Below are 24,702 nucleotides of genomic sequence, written 5' to 3'. Positions count from 1 at the left end.
CTTGGTAGCACGCGGTGATCGCGGTCGCCAGGTGCAGGCGGCTGAAACCTTCACCCGGGGCGGTGCGGCTTCTTGACCGGGCAGGGGGCTGCTCCTAGCGTCCGGCCGTGCTCCGCCCCGGCACCACTCCCGCCGCGCTCCCGTCAGACCGTCCCGCCCACCCGTGAGGTGACCCGTGTCCCACTCGCCGGTACCCCGCATCGGCCGCACCGTCGCCGGACTGACCGCCGTCGCCGCCTGTTCGGCCGGGCTGCTCGCGGCCCCCGCTCCCGCCTCCGCGGCCCCCGGCCCGGCCCGTGCGTCCGGCGCCCGGCACCTCGCGGAGAGGTACCCGAACCTGGCGCCGAGACCCCCGATGGGCTGGAACGACTGGTCGTACTACATGTGCGACATCAACGAGAAGGTGATCCTCGACAATGCGCGGGCGCTGGTCCGTTCGGGGCTGGCCCGGCGCGGCTACCGCACCGTCACCGTCGACGACTGCTGGATGAGCAAACGGCGCGGCCCCGAGGGCGAACTGACGGCGGACCGGACGAAGTTCCCGCACGGCATGGCCTACCTCGGGCGGAAGCTGCACGAGCTGGGACTGAAGTTCGGGATCTATGAGGACGTCGGCACCCTGACTTGTGAGAAATATCCGGGCAGTCTCGGCCATTTCCGGGAAGATGCGGAGCTGTTCGCCCGCTGGAAGGTCGACTACGTCAAGGCGGACGGCTGCAATGTGCCCGTCGCCCCGGGGCGCACCAAGGAGGAGACCTACCGGGACCTGTACGGCCAGATGAGCCGTGCGCTGCGGGCCACCGGCCGCCCGATCACCTTCTCGGTGTCGGCGCCTGCCTACTTCCAGTACGACGGTGACAGCGTCTGGCACAAGGTCATCGGCTGGTCGGCCGCGCTCGGCAATCTGTGGCGGGGCGGGCGGGACATCGCGCTGGAGAAGCACGCACCGGCCGTGAAGTGGTCCTCCATCCTCTACAACTTCCGCTACAACGCGCGGCTGGCCGGCCTCCAGCGTCCCGGCCGCTGGAACGACCCGGACTTCCTGCTGGCCGGTGACACGGGCATGACGCAGCAGGAGATGCAGAGCCAGATGTCGCTGTGGGCGATGATGGCCGCTCCCCTGATCTCCAGCACGGATCTGAGCCGGCTGTCCCCGGCGGCACGCAAGGTGCTCGGGAACAAGAAGGTCATCGCCGTCGACCAGGATGCGCTCGGCGTCCAGGGGACCGTCGTGCAGGAGGACGACGGCTCGGCGGTGCTGGCCAAGCCGCTGAAGAACGGTGACTGGGCGGTCGCCCTGTTCAACTCGGGCGACGCGCCACGCACGCTGTCGGTCACCGCCGGGACGGCCGGACTGCCGGAGGCGGGCTCCTACCAGCTGCACGATCTGGTCAGCGGCCGCCGTGCGCACAGCGGTGACACGATCGTGGGACGCGAGGTGCCGCCCCACGGCACGGTGCTCTACCGGGTCACGCCGGACTGACCGGGGCTCTTGGTCCGTTCCCTACCGCCGTCGCGCGGCGCGCTCCCGGCGCAGTGCCGCGACCCGGCGGTGGAGGGCGGCCGCCTCATCCGTACGGCCCAGTTGCTCCAGGCACTGGGCCAAGTCGCCGTAGCTGGCCAGCGCGTCGAGATGACCGGCGCCCAGGACCCGTTCGCGGGCGTCCGCGACCTCGCGGTAGAGGTCCAGCGCCTCGTCCCAGCGGCCGAGCCAGCCGAGCGCCACGGCGGTCTCCCGGCGGCTGACCAGGGTGTCGGGGTGGTCGGGGCCGAGCACCCGGGCACGTGCCGCGGCGACCGCCCGCCCCTCCACCAGCGCCTCCTGCCAGCGGTTCTGCCGTCCGAGGCTGACGCCCAGGCCGTGCCGGGCGCGCAACGTCTCCGGATCGTCCGCGCCCTGGGCACGGGTACGGGCGGCGGTCAGGTCCCGGTAGAGCGCCAGGGCTTCGCCGCCGCGGCCGAGCCGGCCGAGGCCGATGCCGACCTCGTAGCGGGCGGCGAGGGTGTCGGGGTGGTCGGGGCCGAGCGAGGCGGTGCGCGCCGCCGCGATGTCCCGGTAGGTGTGCAGCGCCTCCGCCCACTGGCCCAGCCTGCCCAGGACATGGGCGAGTTCGCAGCGGGTGGCGAGGGTGTCGGCGTGGTCCGCGCCGAGGACCCGGGCACGGGCCTCGGCCACCTCCCGGGCCATGGCGCGGCAGTCCTCCAGCCGCCCCAGCCGGCCGAGGTTCAGCGCGACATGGTGGCGGCAGCTCAGCGAGTCGGGGTGGTCGGGGCCCAGCGCGCGTTCACGGCCCGTCAGCACCTCGGTGTAGATCTGGTGCGCCTCGAAGCTCCGGCCCAGGCGGCTCAGGGCATGACCGGCTTCCAGCCGGCTGGTGAGCGTGTCGGGGTGGTCGGGGCCGAGCAGCCGCTCGCGTTCCGCGGCGAGCGCACGGTGTGCCTCGCCCGCCTCCTCCCAGCGGCCCAGCCGGCCGAGGTTCAGCGCGGCGGTGTGCCGTCCGGCCAGCGCGGCGAGGGTGGCGCGGCGGTCGTCCGGCGGTGCCGGGCTGGCGATACCGGCGGCCGGGGACGCCTCACCGCACTGCGCGTCCTTCCCTCCGCCGGTCCAGGTGTCGGTCAGGACGGTGGCGGACCGTTCCGCCGGGTGCCCGTGCGTCCGCCGCCCGGGGGCCGCCAAGGAGCCAAGGGTGATGCCACGGGTCCAGGAGGGCAGCCGGCCGGCAGGAACCGTCGCGTCGCCGGAGCCGGCCGCGGCGCCCCGGCCGGAGTGCGGACGGCGGGCGTCGGCGAGGCGTTTGCCCAGCTCATCGGCGTCCCTGGGCCGGTCGTCGGGGTCCTTGGCGAGGAGTTCGAGGATGATGCGCTCGTAGGCCTCGGGAAGGTCGGGGCGCAGTGTGCGGGGCGGTTTCGGCGCCTGGTCACGGTGTCCGACGAGCACCGCCCAGGCATCCCCCAGGTCGAAGGGCGGCACACCGGTGGCGATCTCGTACAGCACACAGCCGAGGGAGTAGAGATCGCTGCGGTGGTCGACGCCGTGGGCGCCGATCTGTTCGGGCGACATGTAGTGCGGACTGCCCATGGCGATGCCGGTGCCGGTGAGGCGGGCGGTGAAGCCGATGTCGTGGCCGAGCCGGGCGATGCCGAAGTCGCAGATCTTGACCGTGCCGTCGGCGGTCCGGACGATGTTCGCCGGTTTCAGATCGCGGTGCACGACGTCTTCTTCGTGGGTGTAGGCGAGCGCGGCGGTGACCTGCTCGGCGATCTCGACGAGGTCCGGTACGGGCAGCGGCTGGCGGCGGTTGTCGTCCAGCAACTGGCTGAGGTTACGTCCGCTCAGCAGCTCCATGACGATGAAGAGGGTGCCCTCGTCCTCACCGAAGTCATGGACGACGGTGATGCCGCGGTGCTGCAGCGCCGCGGCGACCCGGGCCTCACGGCGGAAACGTTCGCGCAGTACCTGCAGGAACGAGGGTTCATGCCGCGGCCCCGTGGGCTTGAGGCATTTGACCGCGACCTGCCGGCCCAGCGACTCGTCACGGGCCCGCCACACCTCCCCCATGCCGCCGCGCCCGATGGTGTCGAGCAGCCGGTACCGCCGTTGGACCAGTCTCTCGTCCGCACCCATGTGTCGCCGCCCCCGTCCCCCGTGGTCAGCCGCGCAGTTCCCCCTGCGTGTCCTGCTGCCCGTCCAGTATGGCGGCGGAAGGACGGAGCTTGTAGGGCGCTGGGCGGGCGCCGGGGCCGAGTCGTGCGACGGCGCGCGGGATGTGCCGGGGCGGGAGCTGCCAGCGGACGCCGGGCGGAATGGCGCGAAGGAGGCGGCCGGTGGCGCGCAGCCGCCGGGTGACGGTTGCGGGCGGGGGTGCGGGGCGCCCGTAGAGCTCCTGGGCATACGCCGGGAGTGCGCCGTAGGCGAGCTGCGCCACCCGCTGCCAGAACAGGGCACGGGCCGGTACGAGCGGGGCCGGGGCCGGCGGCCGGCGCAGAAACGCGTCCACCTCACCGGCTTCGGGGGTCAGCGCCAACTCGGTCCGCACACGGGCGAAGTAGGCGGCGAGCGCGGCCCGGCTGCCGGGCACACCGGCCGGGTCGAGGCCGACGAGCCGGGCACTTTCGCGCTGCTCGTGGAGGTAGGCGTCGGCATGGGCGTCGCCGAGGGGGTAGCCGGAGCGGCGCAGGACGTGCAGGTAGGAATCCACCGCCGCGCAGTGCACCCACAACAGCAGCTCCGGCTCGTCGACGCCGTAGCGCTCACCGGTGGCGGGATCGGTGGCGGACAGCCGGCGGTGGATACCACGGACCGTGGCGCCGGCCTGTTCGGCGGCCTCGGCGGTGTCGTAGGTGAGGGTGCCGACGAACTGCGCGGTCCGCATCAGCCGGCCCCAGGCGTCACTCCTGAAGTCCGAGTTCTGGAGGACCCCGCGTACCGCGCGCGGGTGCAGCGCCTGGAGGTACAGCGCACGGATGCCCGCGATCCACATCATCGGATCACTGTGCATCTGCCAGGTCACGGAACGGGGCCCGAAAAGCCCCGGGTCGCCTGCCACGTGCTCCACCTCCCGCTGCCGGACCGCATTGCCTCCGGCGTATCTCCATTGTGGGTCGTGCCGTGGTTCCTGTGCATCATGCGCTCGGCGGGCCCGGTACGGCAGATGCGGTCCGGCCGCCGGGGCGTACGGGGGGGCCGAGCGCGCCGTGCCGGTCGTCGAGGTGCCCGGCGACGGAGGTCACGCCCCCGCACTCGGTCCGGAAGCCGTCGGGAGACGCCTTGAGCCGGAGCCGGCGGTGACCGGGTCCGGCACCCGGCCGCGTTCACCGCTGAGCGGCCAGCACTGCCGCGAGGCCTTCTTGCAGGTCCTTGACGAAATACCCGGGAACCTCCAGCGACGGGAAATGTCCCCCGCTTTCGGGCTCCTGCCACCGGACGATCTGCCGGTAGCGCTCCTGCGCCCAGGGGCGCGGACACTTCTCGACGTCGCGGGGGTACATAGTGATCGCTGACGGGACGTCGACCCGGAGCCCGGGGTCCAGCGAGTTGTGGCTCTCGTAGTAAATGCGGGCCGCCGAGGCGCCGGTCCGCGTCAGCCAATACAGGGTGACGTCATCAAGAATGCGGTCTTGGGAGATCGTCTCGAACGGGCTGTCCTCGGTGTCCGACCACTCGGCGAACTTGTCGAGGATCCAGGCAAGAAGCCCGACCGGCGAGTCGACGAGCGAGTAGCCGATGGTCTGCGGCCGGGTCGCCTGCTGCTTCGCGTACGCCGCGCGGTGCCGCCAGAAATCGCGGGTCTCCTCGCTCCACTCGCGCTCGACCGCCGTCAGCCCGTCCGTCGTCACACCGGGCGGTCCCTCCGCGAACGTGGTGTGGATGCCGAGAACGTGCGCCGGGAACCTGCCACCGAGCACCGTGGTGATATTGCCTCCCCAGTCGCCCCCGTGGGCTGCGAACCTGCGGTAGCCGAGCCGCCCCATCAGCTCCACCCATGCGGCCGCGATCTTTTCGGTTCCCCACCCGGTGGTGGCCGGCCGGTCGCTGTAACCGAAGCCGGGAAGCGACGGGACCACGACGTGGAACGCCGGCGCGTCCGCATCCTTCGGATCGGCCAGCTCGTCCACTACATCGATGAACCGGGCAATGCTGTCCGGCCAGCCGTGCGTCAAGATCAGCGGAGTGGCATCCGCGCGCGCGGACCGGCGGTGCAGGAAGTGGATTCCCAGATCGTCAATGGTCGTGCGGAACTGGCCGATCCGGTTGAGGCGGTCTTCGAACGACCGCCAGTCGTACCCGGTGCGCCAATAGTTCACGACCTCGACGAGGTCGGCGAGAGGAACGCCCTGTTCCCATCGGCGAGGGCCGGGCGCGGCGCGATGGACCGTCTCGGCCTCCGGCAGTCGTGCCGCGGCCAGTCGCGCGCGCAGATCGTCGAGGTCAGCGTCCGTCGCATGGGCTTCAAACGCTTGCACGTCGCTGGTCGGAAGGGGCATGAGGCCTCCTGGCCGTCGTGGAACCGGCTACGACCGATCGCGAACCGGCTAAGGCGGTTCTAGCAGCTCTCCGAGCCACGCCGCAACCAGCTAAGGTGGTTCCATGCATGCCGCGTTCCCTGACTTCCGCCTCGGTAAGGTGCTGGCGACCAGCTTCACGGGGACTCTGTCGGAGCGTTATGGCGACGCCGTGGAGCGCATTCCCACGCCGCAGCGGCTCGTCGACTGGCTGACGGTGAACGGCCTCGCCGTGGACTCCTGCAGCACTGCCCAGCTCGGCCTCGCCCGGGAACTGCGGGAGTCGATTCACGCCGCCGCGACAGCGGCCGCGATCCAGGACGCTCTGCCTGCGTCTGCCGTCCACGTCATCAATGACCGCAGCGCTCAGGGTCGGGCCGCAGCGATCCTGACGCCCGAGGGCAAGCGGCAATGGCGGCTCAGCCCGGCTTCCTGCGTGGAAGATGCCCTCAGCGTGATCGCCGCCGACGCGATCAGCATCATCGCAGGCGAACGAGACGGAAAATTGGCCCTGTGCGCCTCACCGACCTGCCAAGCCGCCTTCTTCGACACCAGCCGGAGCCGCACCCGCAAATGGTGCGACATGAACACGTGCGGGAATCGTCAGAAGAAGGCGCGCTTCCATGCCAACCAGCGCAAAAACCCCAGATCAACGGAGTGATCATTACCTCGGCACCGCCAAGCGGTCCCCACCCCTGCGCCCTCGTCAGCCCCGCTCAGCGCCGTACGCGGGGCATCCCCAGGCCGATCCACGAGATGATCTCGCGCTGGATCTCGTTGTTGCCGCCGCCGAAGGTGAAGATGACGGCGGAGCGGTAGCCGCGTTCCAGTTCGCCGTGGAGTACGGCGCCCGCCGAGCCCTCTTTGAGGGGACCCGCGGCGCCGACGACCTCCATCAGCCAGGCGTAGGCGTCCCGGCGGGCCTCGGAGCCGTAGACCTTGACGGCGGAGGCGTCCTGGGGGGTGAGGGTGTTCTGCTGGAGGGCGTCGACCATCTGCCAGTTCAGCAGCTTCATGGCGTCGAGTCTGGTGTGGGTGCGGGCCAGCCGTCCGCGTACCCAGCCCAGGTCGATGACCCGGCGGCCGTCGGTGAGCTTGGTGGCGGCGGCCCAGCGCTGGACGTCGTGCAGGGCGCGGATGGCCATGGTGCCGTGGGCGGCGAGGGTGACCCGCTCGTGGTTGAGCTGGTTGGTGATGATCCGCCAGCCCTTGTTCTCCTGGCCGACGCGGCGGGAGGCCGGGACGGTGATGTTCTCGTAGTAGCTGGCGGTGGTGTCGTGCGAGGCGAGGGTGTTGATCAGGGTGCAGGAGTAGCCGGGGTCGCTGGTGGGGACGAGGAGCATGGTGATGCCCTTGTGGGGCGGGGCTTGAGGGTCGGTGCGCACGGCGAGCCACACCCAGTCCGCGGTGTCGCCGTTGGTCGTCCAGATCTTCTGCCCGTTGACGATGTAGTGACCGCTCTTCTCGTCGCCCTCGCGGACGGCACGGGTCTTGAGGGCGGCCAGGTCGGTGCCGGCGTCCGGTTCGCTGTAGCCGATGGCGAAGTCGATCTCGCCGGAGAGGATACGGGGCAGGAAGTAGGCCTTCTGTTCGTCGGTGCCGAACTGCATGATCGTCGGGCCGACGGTGTTCAGCGCCATCAGCGGCAGTGGCACGCCCGCCTGGGCCGCCTCGTCGAAGAAGATGAACTGTTCCGTCGGGGACAGGCCGCGCCCGCCGAACTCCTTGGGCCAGCCGACGCCCAGCCAGCCGTCCGCGCCCAGCCGCCGTACGGTCTCACGGTAGAAACGCTTCCGGTCGGCGGCGCCGCCCGGGGAGCCGCCTGCGCCGGCCTCGGAACCGTGGGGGCCGGCGAGGGCACCGTCCGGCACCAGCTCGGTGAAGTAGGTGCGCAGCTCGGCGCGCAACTGCTGTTGCTCGGGGGTGTATTCGAGGTGCACGGCCCCTCCAGATCGTCCGGTCCGTTGTCGTCCGGTCCGAGGGGCGCGGGATGCTGACGCCCCGTCGGCTGCCGGACCGAGGGGCACAGTAGAACTTGTTTCAGTAATTCGGAAGGGTGCGGCGACGCTCCGCGCCACCCTCCCCCCCCTGGCTCCACGACGCCCCCTTGAACCCCGCGAACGGACGCCGCCCGACGCACACACGAAGGCCCGGTCCGGTACCTCCGCGGCACCGGACCGGGCCTTGCTGGGGTTCCATCAGCCCACGGCGTGCTTCGCCGCGTGGGGCGGCAGCAGCCGGCCGCGCTGGACGTCCTTGCAGAACCTGACGGGGCCGTTACTGGTCACGTACCTGGCCGCGACCCAGGTCGCGCGCTCCTCGCGGGTGAGGTACCAGACGGTGTTGCCGCCGACGCTCTGGGTGCGGACCTTGCACACCAGGCCGACCTGCGCACGGTGGTGGAGGTGCCCCCGCACCGAGGAGTCCGTGCTGGGGTACTGACGCTGGCTCAGGCCCGTCTTGGCGGTGACCACGCCGAACGGCTTGGCGGGTTCGGGAGCCGCCTGCGCCGGGGCCGCGGCCAGCAGCGTCGCACCGAGAGCGGCGGCCGCGGCCAGTGCGCCCGCGCCGGCTGCGAGCTTTTTGCCTCGGGCCACGAGGAGGTCGGTCGTGGGCATAGGGGTCTCCTGTTCTCGACGCGCAATGCCACCCATTGCCGCGAAGTGGACATTACGCGTAAACCACTCCTGGAATGGGGTGAAACGACGGGCAGGCCGCCGATCGTGTGACGGCGCAAGTGCGCCCGTGGCACGGGCAGTCGCCGCACCGCGGGGACACCGGAGCGCTGCCGGAGTCAGGCCCCCTCAGCCCTCCGTACCGGCGCGGTGGATCCCGAAGTGCCCTCCCTGCGGATCCCTGATCACCGCGATCCGCGGTCCCGCGGGCACATCGGTCGGAGGCACCAGCAGCATGCCGCCCGACTCGGCGGCCCGCGCGGCCGTCTCGTCGACGTCGGCGACCGCGAAGTACGGCAGCCAGTGCGCCCGCACGTCGTCCGGGTAGAACTCGTCCAGCGCGCTCATCCCGCCGAAATCGGCGCCATCAATCCCCCATTGCGGGTAGTCCTTGTGCGTGCCCACGGTCCAGCCGAAGATCCGCGTGTAGAAGGCCTTGGCGGCCTCCTCGTCCCGGGTCGCGAGCTCGACCCAGCCGAGCGAGCCCGGTGCGTTGAACACCGCGGCGCCGGCGAACGACCGGCCCTGCCACAGCGAGAAGACCGCGCCTTCCGGGTCGGCCAGTACGGCGAAGCGGCCCAGGTCGAAGACGTCCATCGGGCCCGACAGCCGGCGCCCGCCCGCCTCGGTGACCGCCGCGGCCTGCGCATCGGCGTCCCGCGTCGCGAACGACACGGTCCAGGCGGTCGGCTGCCCGGGGGTGTGGAGCGGGGTCAGCGCGGCGACCGGGGCGGCCCCGAGGTACAGCATGGTGTAGCCGCCCGCCTCGTCGCGCGGGTCGGTCTCGGCGCGCCAGCCGAAGACCTGGCGGTAGTACACCTTGGCGGCGTCCACGTCCGACGTGCCCAGCTCCACCCAGCAGGGCGCGCCGGGTGTGGGCTCAGTGATCTTCACGGTGCGTTCCGTCCCTCCGCGCCCGGCCGTGGCCGGACGGTGCCGCGCTCGCGGCCGCGCACCGCCGGTCGGCGTTCGTACGCTGCCGATCGTCCGACGGGGGCGGCGCGGCCGCAACCGGAGGGCGGCGGATCACCGCGGGCGGTCGCGCAGATGGCGCAGCGAGCCGCGCGGGGCGTCCGGGGCGAGGGCTTGCGCCAGGCCGCGGGCGGCACGCTCGGCGGCCTCGGTGGCGCGGGGCAGCAGGGCTGCCTCGTAAGCGCGTACCGCCTCGTCCGGGTCGCGGCGCCCGGTGAGGGCCCGGGCGAGTTCGGCGCCGTCGAGCATGGCGAGGCCGGCGCCCGGAACCGCGAACGGCGGCATCAGGTGCGCGGCGTCGCCGAGCAGGGTCAGGCCGGGGGTGTGCGTCCAGGTGTGCGGCACCGGCAGGGCGAACAGCGGCCGATGGGCGAAGCCGCCGTCGTTGTCCCGCAGCAGTGCCAGCAGCCGTTCGTCCCAGCCCGCGAACCGGTCGAGGAGTACGGCGCGGACGGCCTCGGTGTCCGTCATCCGCACCCCGGCCTCCAGTGCCCAGTCCTGGGAGCCGCGGAAGGCGGCATAGAGGCGGACGCGGCCGCGCCTGTCGCGCCGGGCGATCAGCGCCCGGCCGGCGGACTCCGCCCTCATGCGGCCGGCGCCGACCAGCCGGGCGACCTCGGGGTGACGGGTGTCGGCGTCCTCGAATCCGGACTCGACGAAGGTGACCCCGGTGTAGTGGGGGGTGGCGTCGGAGAGCATCGGCCGGACCCTGGACCAGCTGCCGTCGGCACCGATGACCAGATCGAAGGTCTCGGTGTGGCCGTCGTCGAACTCGGCCCGGTGGCGGCCGTCGCCGAGCGGATGAAGGGTGCGCAGATAGCTGCCCCAGCGCACGGTTTCGGGGGTGAGGGAGTCCAGCAGCAGCCGGCACAGCTCGCCCCGGTCGATCTCGGAGCGGTCGGCCGCGCCGGGGGCGGGAGTGGGGGCGTACTGGAAGAGGACCGTCGCGGTGTGGTCGAGCAGCCGGGTCTCCTGACCCGCGGGGCGGGCCACGGCGGCGAACTCCTCGTGCAGACCGGCGGCCCGCAGCGCTGCCTGACATGTCGTCATGTGCAGCTCCAGTGTACCCCTTTGCGGGCGGGCGCCGTCGGAGGCGTCGTGCTCGAAGACGGTGACCGGTACGTCGTTGCGCTGCAGAACGCGGGCGCAGGTCAGTCCGCCGGGGCCGGCGCCGATGATCGCGATACGGGGAGTGGTGGGGGTCATGGCGCTCCTCAGACGGGCAGGACGGCGGGGCCTCCCCCTCAGAAAAGCACATCGCCCCAAAAGCTCCATCGATGAGCTTTTCGCACAACTCACCACCACTCTCCCCCTGTACGCGAGGAGCGCGGCACGGGAATCGCGGTGGTTCACCGGAGTGAGCGGGGGCGGGGGTGGGTAGATCACCCCAGGTCGGGGCCTTACGAGGGCCCATCGGCGGATATCCGCCCGACAAAAAGGACAGTTGATCGGTTAACGCTTCCGCGGTTGCATGATTAGGTATGCCTAACCTAATGTAACGACGCGTGCCGACGTTCAAACCACCTGCCACTGCACCCCCTGTGCCCGATGCGCGTCCCGCCGCGAACCTCCTGCGGCGCGTCCCGCTGTTCGTGGCCGGGCTCTGCGCTCTGGCGGCCTGTGCCGCCCTGAGCCTCGCCCTCGGTGCCCGGTCCGTACCGCTGTCCACCGTGTGGGACGCGCTGTCCGGCGCCGTCCACGGGCGGGATGCCCTTGTGGTGACCGGACTTCGGCTGCCGCGGACCGTGGTGGCCCTCGCGGTCGGCGCGGCGCTCGGCGTCGCCGGTGCGGTCGTCCAGGGCGTCACCCGCAACCCGCTCGCGTCCCCGACGACGCTCGGCATCAACGCCGGCGCGGGCTTCGCGGTGGTCACCGCGATCTACGCACTGCATCTGACCCGTCCCGCCCAGTACGTCTGGTTCGCGTTCGCCGGAGCCGCGGCCGCCGCACTGTTCGCCCAGGCGCTGGCCCGGCGCGCCGGCGATCTCGACCCGGCGCGGCTCGCGCTGGGCGGCACCGTCCTCCAACTCGTCCTGGTCTCCTGGACCTCGACGGTCATGCTGGCCAGCAAGCGGTCACTGGACGAGGCGCGGTTCTGGATGGCCGGTTCGCTGGCCGAGCGCCCGCTGTCGGTGCTCTATCCGGTGCTGCCGACCCTGGTGCTCGGCCTGCTCCTCGCGCTGGTCCTCGCCCCCGCCCTCAACGCGCTGGCGCTGGGCGACGATGCGGCGCAGGCGCTGGGCGTGCGCGTGACCCGGATCCGGGTGGCCGGCGGCCTGACCGTCGTCCTGCTCGCCGCGTCGGCGGTGGCGGTGGCCGGTCCGCTCGCCTTCATCGGACTGGCCGCCCCGCACCTGGTCCGCCAGCTGCTGCGCACCTCCGACCACCGGATCGTGGTGCCCGGCTGTCTGATCGCCGGTCCCCTGCTGCTGCTCGCCGCCGACATTCTCGGACGGGTCGTCATCCGGCCGTCCGAGCTGCAGGTCGGCATCATCAGCGCGTTCCTCGGCGCGCCGCTGCTGGCCCTGCTGGCCCGGAAGGTGGCCCGATGACCGACCTCGCACGGGACGAGAAGCCGCTCGGCCCGCCGTCCCCCGCTCCCTCCCCCGCCCCCCGACGCCGGCGCACGGTCCGCCGGACCCTGCTGCTCGCCCTCGCCGGTCTTGTGGTGCTCGGCGCGCTGGTGACGGTGTCGGTGGCCAACGGCGATATGCCGCTGCCGCCCGCCGATGCGGTCCAGGGCCTGTTCGGGACCGGTGATTCCGCCACCGTGCTGGTGGTCCAGGAGTTCCGGGCCCCGCGGATGGTCGCGGCCATCGTGGCGGGCGCGGGCCTGGCGGTGGCCGGTGCCCTGCTGCAGCGGCTGTTCCGCAATCCGCTCGCCTCCCCCGATGTGATGGGGGTGACCGGCGGAGCCTCGTTCGGCGCGGTGGCGATGCTGGCCGCCGGGGCCTCACAGGCGCTGATGCCGCTGGCCGCCCTCGGCGGCGGGCTGCTGGCCGCGGTCCTGCTGGGGGTGTTCGGCTGGCGCGCCGGGGTCAGCGTGACCCGCCTGGTGCTGGTAGGTCTCGCCGTCCAGGCGGGGCTGTCCGCGGCGGTGAGCTTCATGGTGGTCCGCTTCCCCACCGAGCTGGCCGGTTCGGCCCTGCAGTGGACCACGGGGTCGGTGTACGGGCGGACCTGGACCGAGGTGTGGTCAGCGGGCGGGGCGATGGCCGTGGCGCTGCTCGCCGCCTTTGTGCTGCAGCGCCGGCTCGCGGTCCTCGACCTGGGCGACGACTCGGCGGGCGCGCTCGGTCTGCGCACCCACACCGCCCGCCTGCAGATCCTGGTCGTCGCCATCGTGCTGGCCTCGCTGGCCGCCGCGCTGACCGGGCCGGTCGCCTTCGTCGCGCTCGCCGTCCCGCACATGGTGCGCTTCCTCGCCGGACCGCCGACCGCCGGGACGCTGGCGCTGTCCGGCCTGGCCGGTGCGGTGCTGCTGCTCGCCTCCGACCTCGTGGCGCAGTACCTGCTGCCGGTCGGCGGGCTGCCGGTCGGCGTGGTCACCGCCACGCTGGGCGCACCGTGGCTGCTGGTGTTGATGATCCGTCAGAGCAGTTCCGTCAACAGGAGTGTCCGATGACCGCCAACCAGCTCTCCACCCAGGGACTCGATCTGCGCTACGGCGACCGGCTGATCGTCGGCGGCCTCGATCTGGTGCTGCCCGGCGGCGCCGTCACCGCGATCGTCGGCCCCAACGCCTGCGGCAAGTCGACGCTGTTGCGCGGGCTGACCCGGCTGCTGGCGCCGTCCGCCGGCACCGTCGCGCTGGACGGCTCCGACATCCACCGGATGCCGGCCAAGGCGCTGGCCCTGCGGATGGGGCTGCTCCCCCAGCAGCCGGTCACCCCCGACGCGATCACGGTCGAGGCGCTGGTCCGGCTGGGCCGCTACCCGCACCAGCGGCTGCTGAGCCCCTGGTCGACGGCGGACCAGCAGGCGGTGGAGGAGGCGCTGCGGCGCACCGGCACCCTGGAGCTGCGCGACCAGAGCGTCGACCGGCTCTCCGGCGGCCAGCGGCAGCGCGCCTGGATCGCGCTCGCGCTGGCCCAGGACACCGAACTGCTGCTGCTCGACGAGCCGACCACCTTCCTCGATCTGCGGCACCAGCTCGATGTCCTCGATCTGGTCGCCGCACTGCACTCCGAGGCGGGCCGCACCGTGGTGATGGTGCTGCACGACCTCGGCCAGGCGGCCCGGTACGCGGATCACCTCGTGGTCCTCAAGGACGGGCAGCTGGCGGCGGCCGGCGCACCGGCGGACGTCCTCGACGCGGAGCTGGTCAAGTCCGTGTTCGACGTGGACTGCCGGGTGATCCCCGACCCCGAGACCGGCACCCCGCTGGTCGTCCCCAAAGGCAGCGCGAAACGGCACACCGCCGTCTCCGCCTGACCCGGCCTCCCCCACGGCCTCTCCCCTTTCCGCTCCCCCTCAGGAAGTCGAACCCTCATGCTGACCAGATCCACCTTCCACGGCGCCGGCCGGCTGCCGGCCGCGCTGCTCTCCGTCGTCCTGGGCGCGGGCGCCCTCACCGCGTGCGGCGGCGGCACCTCCTCGGGCGGCGATGACGCGGCGAAGAGCGGCGCCGGCTTCCCGCGCACCGTCAAGAGCGCCATGGGCGGCGACGTGAAGATCCCCGCCAAGCCCAAGCGCGTGGTCGTGCTGGACACCGGTGAGCTCGACGACGTCGCCACGCTCGGCATCAAGCCCGTCGGCGCGGTCTCCCCGCACATGAAGACCGAGGGCGGCTTCCCCACCTACCTCAAGGACGAGATCGGGGGTGTCAAGGACGTCGGTCCGCTGCTGGAGCCGAACCTGGAGAAGATCATCGCCCTGAAGCCCGACCTGATCCTGTCCTCCAAGGTCCGGCACGAGAAGATCTACGACAAGCTCCGGCAGATCGCGCCGACCGTCTTCACCGAGACCACCGGCGGCCCCTGGAAGGCCAATCTCAAGGTCCACGCCAAGGCGCTGGGTCTGGAGAAGGAAGCCGACCGGAAGCTGAAGGAGTACGAGAGCCGGGCCAAGGCGCTGGGCGAGGCCATCAAGAAGAAGTACCACGGCAAGATGCCGTCGGCGTCCGTGGTGCGCTTCGTCGCCGGCCCGACCCGTCTCTACCAGAAGTCCTCCTACAGCGGTGTGGTCCTCGACGACATCGGCCTGGCCCGGCCGAAGTCGCAGAGCTCGACCGACCCGGCCAAGACGATGCTGGACGTCAGCCCCGAGCAGATCGACAAGGCCGACGCGGACCTGGTGTTCGTCACCACCGCGGACACGCCGAGCAAGACCCAGCAGAAAGACGTCACGTCCAACCCGGTCTGGAAGGACCTGCCGGCCGTCAAGAAGCACAAGGTCATCAACGTGCCCGACGAGACCTGGATGTCCGGCATCGGCATCCAGGCCGCCGAGCACATGCTCGCCGACGTGGCCAAGGCCACCGGCGTGCCGCTGCCCAAGGGCTGACCCGCCCGCAACGGGGGTGGGCCGCCGTCCCCACGGCCCGCCCCCGTCCTCGATGTCCCCCGCACCACCCTTGATCCTGAAGGGCCCCGCCACATGCGGATGTACCTGCTCGCTCTCAACCCCACCGACTCGGTCACCGAGGGATTCCTCCCCGCCGCCGCCCGCCTCGGTCTCGATGTCACGCTGCTGACGGACCAGCCCGAGGCCCACCGGCGCACCGGCTGCCGGGCAGAGGTCCTGGAGTGCGACGTCCGTGACTTCCGTGCCGTCATCACCCGCATCGCCACCCACCACCCGGCCGCCGCGGTCTTCACCAACAGCGACCACCTGCAGACCCAGGCGGCCCTGGCCGCCGAGTACTTCGGGCTGCCGGGCAAGGACTGGCGGGCCACACTGCGCGCCAAGAACAAGGCCGAGATGCGCCGCCACCTCGCCGCGTCCGGCGCCGACACCGTGCGGTCCGTGGAGCTCGCCCCCGGGCAGGACCCCTCGGCGCTCACCGCCGCCGGGCTCCCCTACCCCTGTGTCGTCAAACCCCGCGAGGGCGTGGCCAGCGAGGACGTGATGCTGGCCGACGGCCCCGGGGAACTGGTGGCGCGCGCCGAGGAGATACAGGCCCGGCGTCCAGAGGCTGCGCTGGTCGCCGAGGAGTTCCTGGCCGGCGAGCTGTACACGCTGGAAACCCTCGGTGACGGCCGGCGACGCCACGTCCTGGGCGGATTCCACACCACCCTCTCCGCCCCGCCGTCCTTCATCGAGGAGCGGCACGACTTCGTCGCCGCCCACCCGGAGCCGGTCCTCGCCCAGGTGCTGGCCCAACTCGACGCGCTGGGCGTCGGGTTCGGCGCCTGCCACACGGAGTTCGTGGTGCACGAGGGCCGGGCGCGGCTCATCGAGGTGAACTACCGCGTCATCGGCGACCAGTGCGATCTGCTGCTCGCCCGGGTCCTGGGCATCGAGCTGTTCGAGCACGTCCTGCGCACCCATCTCGGCGAGCCGCTGCCCGCCGATCTCGGTGCCCGGCGCGACGGCGCGGGCCGGGTGGAGTACGCCCTCGCCGACCGGGCCGGGACGCTCACCGCCGCGCCCGCCGCCACGGACCGCGAGACGGACGGCGTACGGCTGGCCTACCGGCCGCTGCGCGCGGTCGGCACCGAGCACCCGCACTACCGCACCAACCGCGACTACCTGGGCGTCCTGCGGGCCACCGGCACCGACCGCGGCGCCCTGGACCGAGCCGCGGAGGGCTTCTTCGCCGCGGAGCGCTGGGAGATCTCGTCATGACCGTCTCCCCCGATCTCACCGACGCGCCGGCCGGGCAGGAGACGGCCGGCCCGGACGAGGAGTCCGCGCTGCTGGTGCGGGTGCTGAGCGCGCTGCTGCGCGAGGACGTGGTCGGTCTGCGCACCCGCGGCACGCTGCTGGAGCGGCCGGACGGCCCCTGGCTGCGGCTGCCCGCCGGCCCGGACGCCGGCGCCCTGCTGCTGCCGCTGGGCGCGGACGGCTACCAGAGCACCCATGCGGCCCGGCTGCCGCTGCTCGTCCGCGAATCCGACGGTGCCCGGCTCACCTCACTCGACGCGGTCCTCACCGCGCTGCGCGCGCTCGCCGACCCGGCCGACCGCCCCGGCTTCGACGCCTTCGCCGAGGAGTGCCGGCAGACCCTGGCGACGATGCGGCTGCACACCCGCACCCGGGACGAGGTCGACCGGCTGCTGACGGAGCGCCATGGCTCCTCGGCCGGTACCTGGCGGGGAGTGGACGGCGGACTGGCCCACGACGCCCTCGCCGCGCGTATCGACCACCCCGTCTACCCGACCTCGCGGGGCCGCTCCGGCCTGGACGAGGACCACCTGCGGTCCTACGCCCCCGAGTTCCACCCGGAGTTCCCGCTGCGCTGGCTGGCCGTACCGCGCGCCGCGATGACCGTCGCGGGCGGCACCGCGGCGCTGCCCGGCTGCTGGCCGACGCCGGCGGAGCTGGATCTGCCGCACCTCGACGACAGTCATCTCGCCCTGCCCATCCACCCGCTGACGCTCGGCGGACCGCTGGACGAGGCGCTGCGCGAGAGGGGTCTGGAGGGCGAGGCGGTGCTGTCGGGGCGCGCCCTGCTCCGGGCGGTGCCGACCCTGTCGATGCGGACCGTGGCGCTGGACGCCGACCCCCGGCTGCATCTGAAGCTGCCGCTGGCCACCGCGACGCTGGGGCTGCGCAACCGGCGCACCATCAAGCCCCGTACGCTCATCGACGGCGCCGAGGGCCAGCGGCTGCTGGACCAGGTGATCGCCCGCGAACCGCGGTTCGCAGAATCGATTCTGCAGGCCGACGAGACGGTCTACGCGCACGCCGGGCACGAGCTGCTGGCCGTGCTGTGCCGGCGCTACCCGGCCGGGCTGGACGGCAGCGCAGTGGTGCCGATGGCCGCACTGCTGGGCCGGGCGCCCGGCGGACGGCTGGTGATCGACGAGCTCGCCGACCGCTTCTACGGCGGTGACCCGCTGGCCCTGCTGGACGCCGTGCTCACCCTGCTCTTCGACTGGCAGACCACCCTGTTCGGCTACGGCTTCGGCCTGGAGTCGCACCAGCAGAACATCTCGCTGGTCCTGGACGACGGCGCGCACGGCACCCGGCTGCGGCTGCTGTTCAAGGACAACGACGCGCCGCGCATCAACGCCGTACGGCTGCGGGAGACCCTGGGCGAGGACGCCCCGGACCCCGCGGACTTCGCCGATCCGCGGATCTTCGCGGACCACGACCGGCCGGTGCTCGACCTGTTCACCACCATCACCCTCCATCTGTGCGCGGGCTCCTACGCCTTCGGGCTGGCCCGGCACGGGCGGGCGCCGCTCGACCGGCTGCTGGGCCTGGTCCGCGACCGGCTCGCCGAGGCCGTCGCACGCCTGGGCACCGCGCCGGGCGGGCCGGGCGCCGCGCTGCGCGCACATGTCCTGGACGCCCCGGAGCTGCCGGTCAAGGCGATGGTCAGCGCCGGCACCCTGCTGTCCAAGGAGCGGTCCGGCGCGGCCGATATCAACAAGCACTACACCACCGGCCCCAACTATCTGCTGCCGACGGGGATTTCCCGATGAGCCCGATGAAAACCGCCACGGCCGCACGGGTCGAACCGAACGCCGTCGAGACCAAGGTCAGCCCCGGACTCGCCCGCCGCCAGGTGTTCGCCGTGGCCGGCTGCTACTTCGTGGCCTCGTTCGCCGCGCTGGGCCTGCCGCCGTACCTCACCGAGATCCTGCCCGAGCTGGGCGACGGCGCCGCCCGCTGGGCCGGTCTGCTCTATGTCGTGCCCACCATCTTCGGGGCCGTCGGCGCGCCGCTGTGGGGGCGGCTCGCGGACCGGTTCGGCCGCAAACGGCTGCTGCTGCGGGCGCAGTTGGGGCTGGCCGCGGCGTTCCTGCTGGCGGGCTGGGCCGACTCGATCGGCACCTTCGCCGCCGCGCTGGTGCTCCAGGGCGTGCTGGGCGGCACCTTCGCCGCGTCCAACGGCTACCTGGGGGCCGCACTGGAGGGCCATGCGCTGTCCCGGGCGCTGACGCTGATGCAGGCCAGCGCCCGCGCGGCGCTGGTGTGCGCCCCGATCGTGGTCGGCTCGCTGACGCCGTGGCTGTCGCCGCACCGTCAGTACGCACTGCTGGCCGTGCTGCCGCTGGCCGCCGCCGTGATGCTGGCCGCGCTCCCCGAGCCGCCGCGCACCCGGCCCGCACCGCCGCGGGCCACCACCGCGGAGACCGAGGCGGACGGAACGCCGGTGGTCGAGGCCGCGGCCGAGCCCTCGGGGCGCGCCCCGGCCGCTTCCCTGCGGGCCCTGTACGCCATCGAGTTCGCCTTCGTCTTCTCCACCGTCATCTCCTTCCCGTACCTGATCTCCCTCATCAAGGAGCGGATACCCGGCACCGGACCGATGGTGTCCGGTGTCCTGTTCGCCCTGCCGCACATGTGCTACCTGATCGCCGCGATCCCGGTGCACTCGCTCTTCCGCAGCCGCCCCCGGGCCGGCATAGCGCTCGGCTTCGGCTGTATCGCGCTGGGCCTGGCCGGGCACGGCATCGCCCACTCGCTGACCGCCTTCGTCGCGGTGCGTCTGGTGCTCGGCGCCGGCCTCACCCTGGGCCTGGTCTGTATGTCGGTGCTGGCCGCCGACTGTGCCAGGGGCCGCGCTCCCGGCGGGCTGTTCGGCTCGATCGAATTCTTCTCCAAGGCCGGCGCGGTCGCCGCCGGGGTGGCCGCCGCGGCCGGCAACGACTGGTTCGGCCCCACCGCGCCCGTCCTGACCGGCACCGCGATTGCGCTGGTCACCGTGGTGGCGACCGCCGTCCCCCGCCTTCCCCGTACCATCCGCACCCGCAGGAGCCTGTGATGCCCTCGCTGACCAATTCGCCCGCCCCCGCCACGGCCTGCGCCGCCCCCACCACACTGCCCACCGCGGACCAGGCCGTGGCGCACACCCTGCTCAACTGTCTGCTGCGGGAGGTGTCCGGACCCGAGCACCAGACCGCCGTCGACCACGGCCGGCTGCTGCTGCGGCTGCCGCGCCGCGGAGTGCTGCTGCGGGTCGCGCTGCGCCGTACCTCGCTGCTCGGCGCGCACCGGTTCACCGGCCCGGTGTCCGAGCAGACCGCCGACGGCTGGGCCGAGGTCGGCTGGCGCCGGCTGGCCGAATATGTGCACGCCGAGCTGTCCCTGCGCACCGGTGTCGACAACGAGGAGTTCCTGGACCAGATCGCCTCCAGCCACCAGGCCGTTTCGGCCGCGCTGGCGGCCCGTACGGGGCAGGACAGCGCCGCCGGCCCGGCCGACGGGGACGACTGGCAGGCCGCCTACGTCGCCTCCGAGCAGTCGCTGCTCCTGGGCCACCGCTTCCACCCGACCCCGAAGGCCCGCACCGGCGACCCCACCGCCTGGCAGTCCTACGCCCCCGAGACCGGGGCCGTCTTCCCGCTGCTGCTGCTCGCCGTGCGCGCGGAGCTGATCGCCGAGGAGGGGTCCGGCGACGGCGCCACCGCCCCGCTGGACGCGCTGCACGCCGATGTCCCGGAGGGCTACCGGCTGCTGCCCGTCCACCCCTGGCAGTACGAGCTGCTGCGCGACCACGCGGGCCTTTCACAGGCGCTGGAGCGCGACGACATCCGCGTCCTGGGCAGCAGCGAGACGCCGTTCGCCGCCACCGCGTCGGTGCGCACGCTCTACGACGGCGACGCCTTCCTGAAGTTCAGCCTGAACGTCCGCATCACCAACTGCCTCCGCAAGAACGCCAGTTACGAACTGTCCGGGGCGGTGGCCCTCACCCGGCTGCTGGCGCCCGCGCTCGCCGACCTCGCCACCCGGTTCCCCGGCGCCGCGGTGCTCCGGGAGCCCGCCTACCGCAGCCTCGCGCTGCCCGGCGCGGACGGCCGCCCGGACACCGAGCTGCTGGAGGGCTTCGGCGTCATCGTCCGCGAGGGCCTGTCCCAGCGGCTGCTGCCGGGCACCACCCCGCTGCTGGCGGGCGCGGTCGCCGACGAGTACCCCACCAGCCCCGCGCACATCTCCCGCCTCCTGGACGGCGCCGGGCCGCAGGCCGCGCTGGAGTGGTGGGCCGCCTACCTCAACCTGCTGGTGCCGCCGGTGCTCGCCGCCTACTTCGACCACGGGCTGGTGCTGGAGCCGCATCTGCAGAACGTGCTGGTCTGCGTCGACGGCGACGGGATGCCCGCACAGGTCCTCTTCCGCGACCTGGAGGGCACCAAGCTCGTCCCCGAGCACCACGCCGACCTGCTGGCCTCGCTGCCCGAGCAGGTCGCGGCGCCGATGACCTACGACGCCCAGCGCGGCTGGGACCGGGTGGTGTACTGCCTGCTGGTCAACCACGTCGCCGAAATGCTCGCCGCGCTCGCCGACCTGCACCCGGACACCGAGACGGAGCTGTGGGCGCAGGTCCGCCGCACCCTGCAGACCCACGCGGACCGCTACGGCTGCCCGCCGCGGCTGGCCGCCCTGCTGGCCGGCGTCCCGCTGCCCGCCAAGGCCAATCTGCTCACCCGCTGGGAGCGCAAGGCCGACCGTGAGGCCGGCTACGTCCTGCTGCCCTCGCCGCTGGCCGAAGCCGTTCTGTCCGGCGCCGTGCGTACCGACGACACCACCCCCTGGAGCGCCCGATGACCGCCCCCGCCCCCGCCCTCACCCCGGGCGTCCGCGCCCGCGCCCTGACCCTCGCGCCCGAGGAACTGCCCGCCTACCTCTACGACCTGACGGCGCTGCGCGCGCATCTGGCCGAGGTCCGGGCCGCGCTGCCCGAGCGCGTCGAGCTGTACTACGCGGCCAAGGCCAATCCGGAGCCGGAGATCCTGGCGGCGCTGCGCCCGTACGTGGACGGCTACGAGGTCTCCTCGGGCGGCGAGCTGGCGCACGTCGGCAAGGCCGTGCCCGACGCGCCGCTCGCCTTCGGCGGACCGGGCAAGACGCCCGCCGAGGTCACCCAGGCGCTGGAGCTGGGTGTGGCGCGCTTCCACGTGGAGAGCGTCTACGAGCTCCACATGCTCGCGAGCCTGGCCGCCCGCCTGGCCCCGCAGCGCCGGATCGCGGTGCTGGCCCGGTTCAACCTGCCGGTCGACGACGGCTCCCTGGACGGCAGTTCGCTCGCCATGGGCGGCCGCCCCACCCCCTTCGGCCTGGACCCCGGCCAGGCCGGTGAGGTCGTCGCCCTGCTCACCGACGGCACCTACCCGCAGCTCGAACTCCGCGGCATCCACGCCCACCTGGCCAGCGGCCTGGAGGCACCCGAACAGCTCGCGGTGTCCGAAGCCATCGTGCAGTGGGCCGCCGCCCTGGCCGCACACCACCGGATACCGCTCTCCGAGGTGACCATCGGCGGCGGCATGGCCGTCGACTACGCCGAGCCGGAGCGCCGGTTCGACTGGGCGGCGTACGGTGCGGGCCTGGCGCGGCTCGCCGACGCCCACCCCGGCTTCACCCTGCGCATCGAGCCCGGTCGCGCGCTGACCGCCTACTGCGGCTGGTACGCCACCGAGGTGCTGGATGTGAAGCACAGCCACGGCGAGGAGTTCGCCGTGGTCCGCGGCGGCACCCACCATCTGCGCACGCCCGCGACCAAGGGCCACGACCAGCCCTGCACGGTGCTGCCGTCCGAGGCGCCCTGGCCGCACCCCTGGCCGCGGTCGGCCGCGCGGGGCGACCGGGTCTCCGTCACCGGACAGCTGTGCACCCCCAAGGACGTCCTCGCCCGCAACGTCCCGGCGCCGGGGCTGCGGGCCGGTGACCGGGTGGTGTTCGGGGTGGCCGGGGCATACGCCTGGAACATCTCGCACCACGACTTCCTGATGCACCCGCGCCCCGGCTTCCACTTCCTCGGTGGCGGGGAGCCCGGCGCGGCCGGGGAGGCCTGAGTGCTGCGCCCCAACGAGGTCCGGCACAGGCTCGCCGCGGGCGAGGAGGCGTACGGGCTGTTCAGCACGCTGCCCGAGCCCAACATGGTCGAGATGATCGGCTGCGCCGGCTACGACTTCGTCATCCTGGACACCGAGCACACGCTCGTCGACCCGCAGCGGCTGGAAAACCTCATCAGGGCCGCCGAGACGACCGGGCTCACCCCGTTCGTCCGGGTCCCCGAGGCCGATCCCGGCGCCGTGCTGCGCGCCCTGGACGCCGGGGCGATGGGCATCGTCGTCCCGCACGTCCGGGAGCGCACGGACATCGACGCCACCATCCGCGCCGCCCGCTACGCGCCCGAGGGCATGCGCTCCCTCAACGGCGGCCGGGGCCCCGGCTTCGGCCTCATCGACCCGGCCGACTACCTCCGCCGGGCCAACGAGGAGATCATGATCGTGGCGCTCATCGAGGACGCCGAGGGGGTCGAGGCGATCGACGACATCCTCTCCCCCGGCGGCGTCGACCTGGTCCTGCGGGCCCCGGCGATCTCTCCCAGTCCTACGGGGTGCCCTGGCAGGTCCGCCACCCCCGCGTCCGGGAAGCGGTCCGGAGCCTCCGCGCCGCCTGCGCCCGCCACGAGGTGCCCTTCTGCGCCATGTCCACCACGCCGGAGCGCCGCGTCGAGTGGCGCGCCGACGGCGTCCGGGCCTTCGTCGTGGGCGAGGACCGCGATCTGACGGCGCGGGCGCTGCGGGGCCACCTGGAGCGGACCGCCGGGCGGGTCTGACGGCAACCCCTTCGGCGGTACCGGCCCGTGCCCAGGGCGGGTAACTGATGACCGGGAAACCGATCGTCCGAAGGAGCTGAGCGGGACATGGCCCAGAACACGGCATTCATCATCGCGGGAGCGGGGCTGGCCGGCGCGAAGGCCGCGGAGACACTGCGGGCGGAGGGCTTCGACGGCCCCGTGGTCCTGCTGGGTGACGAGCGCGAGCGCCCCTATGAGCGTCCGCCGCTGTCCAAAGGCTATCTCCTGGGCACCTCCGAGAAGGAGAAGGTGTACGTCCACCCGTCGCAGTGGTACGCCGAGCACGACATCGATCTGCGCCTGGGCAACGCCGTCACCGCGCTCGACCCGGCCGGCCAAACTGCTGCTGGCCACCGGCTCCACCCCGCGCCGGCTGCCGGTGCCCGGCGCCGACCTCGACGGGGTCCACACGCTGCGGCGCCTGGCGGACAGCGACCGCCTCAAGGACCTCTTCCGGTCCGCGTCCCGGATCGTGGTGATCGGCGGCGGCTGGATCGGGCTGGAGACCACGGCCGCCGCGCGTGCGGCCGGGGCCGAGGTCACCGTGCTGGAGTCGGCGCCGCTGCCCCTGCTGGGGGTGCTGGGCCCCGAGGTCGCCCAGATCTTCGCCGACCTGCACACCGGGCACGGCGTCGCGCTGCGCTGCGGCACCCAGGTCACGGAGATCACCGGCACGGACGGTGCGGTGGACGGGGTGCGGCTTGCCGACGGCACCCGGATCGCGGCCGACGCGGTCATCGTCGGCATCGGCATCACCCCCAACAGCGAGCCGGCCGCCGCGGCCGGGCTCAAGGTCGACAACGGGGTCGTCGTGGACGAGCGGCTGTGCTCCTCCCACCCGGACATCTACGCCGCCGGCGATGTCGCCAACGCCTACCACCCCCTCCTGGGCCGGCACCTCCGCGTCGAGCACTGGGCCAACGCCCTCCACCAGCCGAAGGCCGCCGCCCGGGCCATGCTCGGCCAGGAGGTCCGCTACGACCGGCTGCCGTACTTCTTCACCGACCAGTACGACCTGGGCATGGAGTACACGGGGTACGTCGGCCCGGAGGGCTGTGACCGGGTCGTCTTCCGCGGAGACACCGCCGCCCGTGAGTTCATCGCCTTCTGGCTGTCCGGCGGCCGGGTGCTGGCCGGGATGAATGTGAACGTCTGGGACGTCACCGATCCGATCCGGGCCCTGGTGGCGAGCGGGCGGGCCGTGGACGTGGAGCGGCTGGCCGACACGGACGTACCGCTGGACACGCTCGTCCCCTGAGCGGCGGCCGCCGGCCGTTCTCACGGGGCGCGGCCGGCGACTGTGTGGCCGCCGTAACGACGGGTGATCACCAGGCGTGACACCCGGTTAACGGGCGATTC

At 72.9% G+C, this 24,702-nt stretch carries 19 protein-coding genes and 1 pseudogene; 13 read left to right on the top strand and 7 right to left on the bottom strand.

Annotated elements, in window-relative coordinates; genetic code table 11:
* Positions 1-175 precede the first annotated feature (175 nt).
* Positions 176-1,483: a glycoside hydrolase family 27 protein gene (locus ABZ851_RS04450; protein ID WP_361122019.1), complete on the top strand. Its 1,308-nt coding sequence runs from the start codon at positions 176-178 to the stop codon at positions 1,481-1,483.
* A 21-nt stretch (positions 1,484-1,504) separates the two neighbouring features.
* Here the strand turns inward: ABZ851_RS04450 and ABZ851_RS04445 are convergent, their stop codons facing one another.
* The 3 genes from ABZ851_RS04445 to ABZ851_RS04435 form a co-directional block, all read right to left on the bottom strand.
* Positions 1,505-3,625 (bottom strand): serine/threonine-protein kinase, encoded by a 2,121-nt coding sequence (locus ABZ851_RS04445; RefSeq protein WP_361122016.1) that lies wholly within the window; start codon positions 3,623-3,625, stop codon positions 1,505-1,507.
* Between the two features lie 25 nt (positions 3,626-3,650).
* Positions 3,651-4,499 (bottom strand): oxygenase MpaB family protein, encoded by an 849-nt coding sequence (locus ABZ851_RS04440; RefSeq protein WP_361123696.1) that lies wholly within the window; start codon positions 4,497-4,499, stop codon positions 3,651-3,653.
* Between the two features lie 313 nt (positions 4,500-4,812).
* Positions 4,813-5,985 (bottom strand): epoxide hydrolase family protein, encoded by a 1,173-nt coding sequence (locus ABZ851_RS04435; protein WP_361122013.1) that lies wholly within the window; start codon positions 5,983-5,985, stop codon positions 4,813-4,815.
* Positions 5,986-6,088: 103 nt separating this feature from the next.
* Here ABZ851_RS04435 and ABZ851_RS04430 point away from each other — a divergent pair, with 103 nt between their 5' ends.
* Positions 6,089-6,664: a CGNR zinc finger domain-containing protein gene (locus ABZ851_RS04430; protein ID WP_361122010.1), complete on the top strand. Its 576-nt coding sequence runs from the start codon at positions 6,089-6,091 to the stop codon at positions 6,662-6,664.
* A gap of 55 nt (positions 6,665-6,719) precedes the next feature.
* Here the strand turns inward: ABZ851_RS04430 and ABZ851_RS04425 are convergent, their stop codons facing one another.
* The 4 genes from ABZ851_RS04425 to ABZ851_RS04410 form a co-directional block, all read right to left on the bottom strand.
* Positions 6,720-7,943 carry an acyl-CoA dehydrogenase family protein gene (locus tag ABZ851_RS04425; protein WP_361122007.1) on the bottom strand — a complete coding sequence of 408 codons (1,224 nt, stop codon included), beginning with the start codon at positions 7,941-7,943 and terminating at the stop codon, positions 6,720-6,722.
* A gap of 258 nt (positions 7,944-8,201) precedes the next feature.
* Positions 8,202-8,621 carry an SH3 domain-containing protein gene (locus tag ABZ851_RS04420; RefSeq protein WP_361122004.1) on the bottom strand — a complete coding sequence of 140 codons (420 nt, stop codon included), beginning with the start codon at positions 8,619-8,621 and terminating at the stop codon, positions 8,202-8,204.
* A gap of 186 nt (positions 8,622-8,807) precedes the next feature.
* The gene (locus ABZ851_RS04415; protein WP_336048805.1) at positions 8,808-9,572 is read right to left on the bottom strand and encodes a VOC family protein; all 765 of its coding nucleotides are present in this window, start codon (positions 9,570-9,572) and stop codon (positions 8,808-8,810) included.
* A gap of 132 nt (positions 9,573-9,704) precedes the next feature.
* Complete coding sequence (locus tag ABZ851_RS04410) at positions 9,705-10,856, bottom strand: NAD(P)/FAD-dependent oxidoreductase (protein ID WP_361122001.1); 1,152 nt, start codon at positions 10,854-10,856, stop codon at positions 9,705-9,707.
* 335 nt (positions 10,857-11,191) lie between these two features.
* Between ABZ851_RS04410 and ABZ851_RS04405 the strand changes: the two genes are divergently transcribed.
* From ABZ851_RS04405 to ABZ851_RS04355, 11 genes and pseudogenes are all read left to right on the top strand, one after another.
* Positions 11,192-12,202, top strand: coding sequence for an iron ABC transporter permease (locus tag ABZ851_RS04405; protein ID WP_361121998.1), 1,011 nt, complete (start codon positions 11,192-11,194; stop codon positions 12,200-12,202).
* On the top strand, positions 12,199-13,275 hold the full coding sequence (locus ABZ851_RS04400) for an iron ABC transporter permease (protein ID WP_361121995.1): 1,077 nt from the start codon (positions 12,199-12,201) through the stop codon (positions 13,273-13,275). Before ABZ851_RS04405 ends, ABZ851_RS04400 begins: the two co-directional genes overlap by 4 nt.
* Positions 13,272-14,084 carry an ABC transporter ATP-binding protein gene (locus tag ABZ851_RS04395; protein WP_336048809.1) on the top strand — a complete coding sequence of 271 codons (813 nt, stop codon included), beginning with the start codon at positions 13,272-13,274 and terminating at the stop codon, positions 14,082-14,084. Before ABZ851_RS04400 ends, ABZ851_RS04395 begins: the two co-directional genes overlap by 4 nt.
* Before the next feature lie 57 nt (positions 14,085-14,141).
* Complete coding sequence (locus ABZ851_RS04390; RefSeq protein WP_361121991.1) at positions 14,142-15,155, top strand: iron-siderophore ABC transporter substrate-binding protein; 1,014 nt, start codon at positions 14,142-14,144, stop codon at positions 15,153-15,155.
* 93 nt (positions 15,156-15,248) lie between these two features.
* Positions 15,249-16,439: an ATP-grasp domain-containing protein gene (locus tag ABZ851_RS04385; protein ID WP_361121988.1), complete on the top strand. Its 1,191-nt coding sequence runs from the start codon at positions 15,249-15,251 to the stop codon at positions 16,437-16,439.
* Positions 16,436-18,244 carry an IucA/IucC family protein gene (locus ABZ851_RS04380; RefSeq protein WP_361121984.1) on the top strand — a complete coding sequence of 603 codons (1,809 nt, stop codon included), beginning with the start codon at positions 16,436-16,438 and terminating at the stop codon, positions 18,242-18,244. The genes ABZ851_RS04385 and ABZ851_RS04380 overlap by 4 nt, the downstream gene beginning before the upstream one ends.
* Before the next feature lie 5 nt (positions 18,245-18,249).
* On the top strand, positions 18,250-19,527 hold the full coding sequence (locus ABZ851_RS04375; RefSeq protein WP_361123692.1) for an MFS transporter: 1,278 nt from the start codon (positions 18,250-18,252) through the stop codon (positions 19,525-19,527).
* A complete protein-coding gene (locus ABZ851_RS04370) occupies positions 19,527-21,308 on the top strand; it encodes an IucA/IucC family protein (RefSeq protein WP_361121981.1) in 1,782 nt (593 codons plus the stop codon). Before ABZ851_RS04375 ends, ABZ851_RS04370 begins: the two co-directional genes overlap by 1 nt.
* The gene (locus tag ABZ851_RS04365) at positions 21,305-22,552 is read left to right on the top strand and encodes a type III PLP-dependent enzyme (protein ID WP_361121978.1); all 1,248 of its coding nucleotides are present in this window, start codon (positions 21,305-21,307) and stop codon (positions 22,550-22,552) included. Before ABZ851_RS04370 ends, ABZ851_RS04365 begins: the two co-directional genes overlap by 4 nt.
* A complete protein-coding gene (locus ABZ851_RS04360) occupies positions 22,553-23,272 on the top strand; it encodes an aldolase/citrate lyase family protein (protein ID WP_361121974.1) in 720 nt (239 codons plus the stop codon).
* Positions 23,273-23,409: 137 nt separating this feature from the next.
* Positions 23,410-24,601 (top strand): annotated as a pseudogene (locus tag ABZ851_RS04355) (FAD-dependent oxidoreductase).
* The last annotated feature ends 101 nt before the right edge of the window (positions 24,602-24,702 follow it).

The organism is Streptomyces sp. NPDC047049 (assembly GCF_040643995.1).
GTDB lineage: Bacteria > Actinomycetota > Actinomycetes > Streptomycetales > Streptomycetaceae > Streptomyces > Streptomyces mooreae.
The sequence above is the reverse complement of the archived record's forward strand: the minus strand, read 5'-3'. Positions and strand labels throughout refer to the sequence as shown.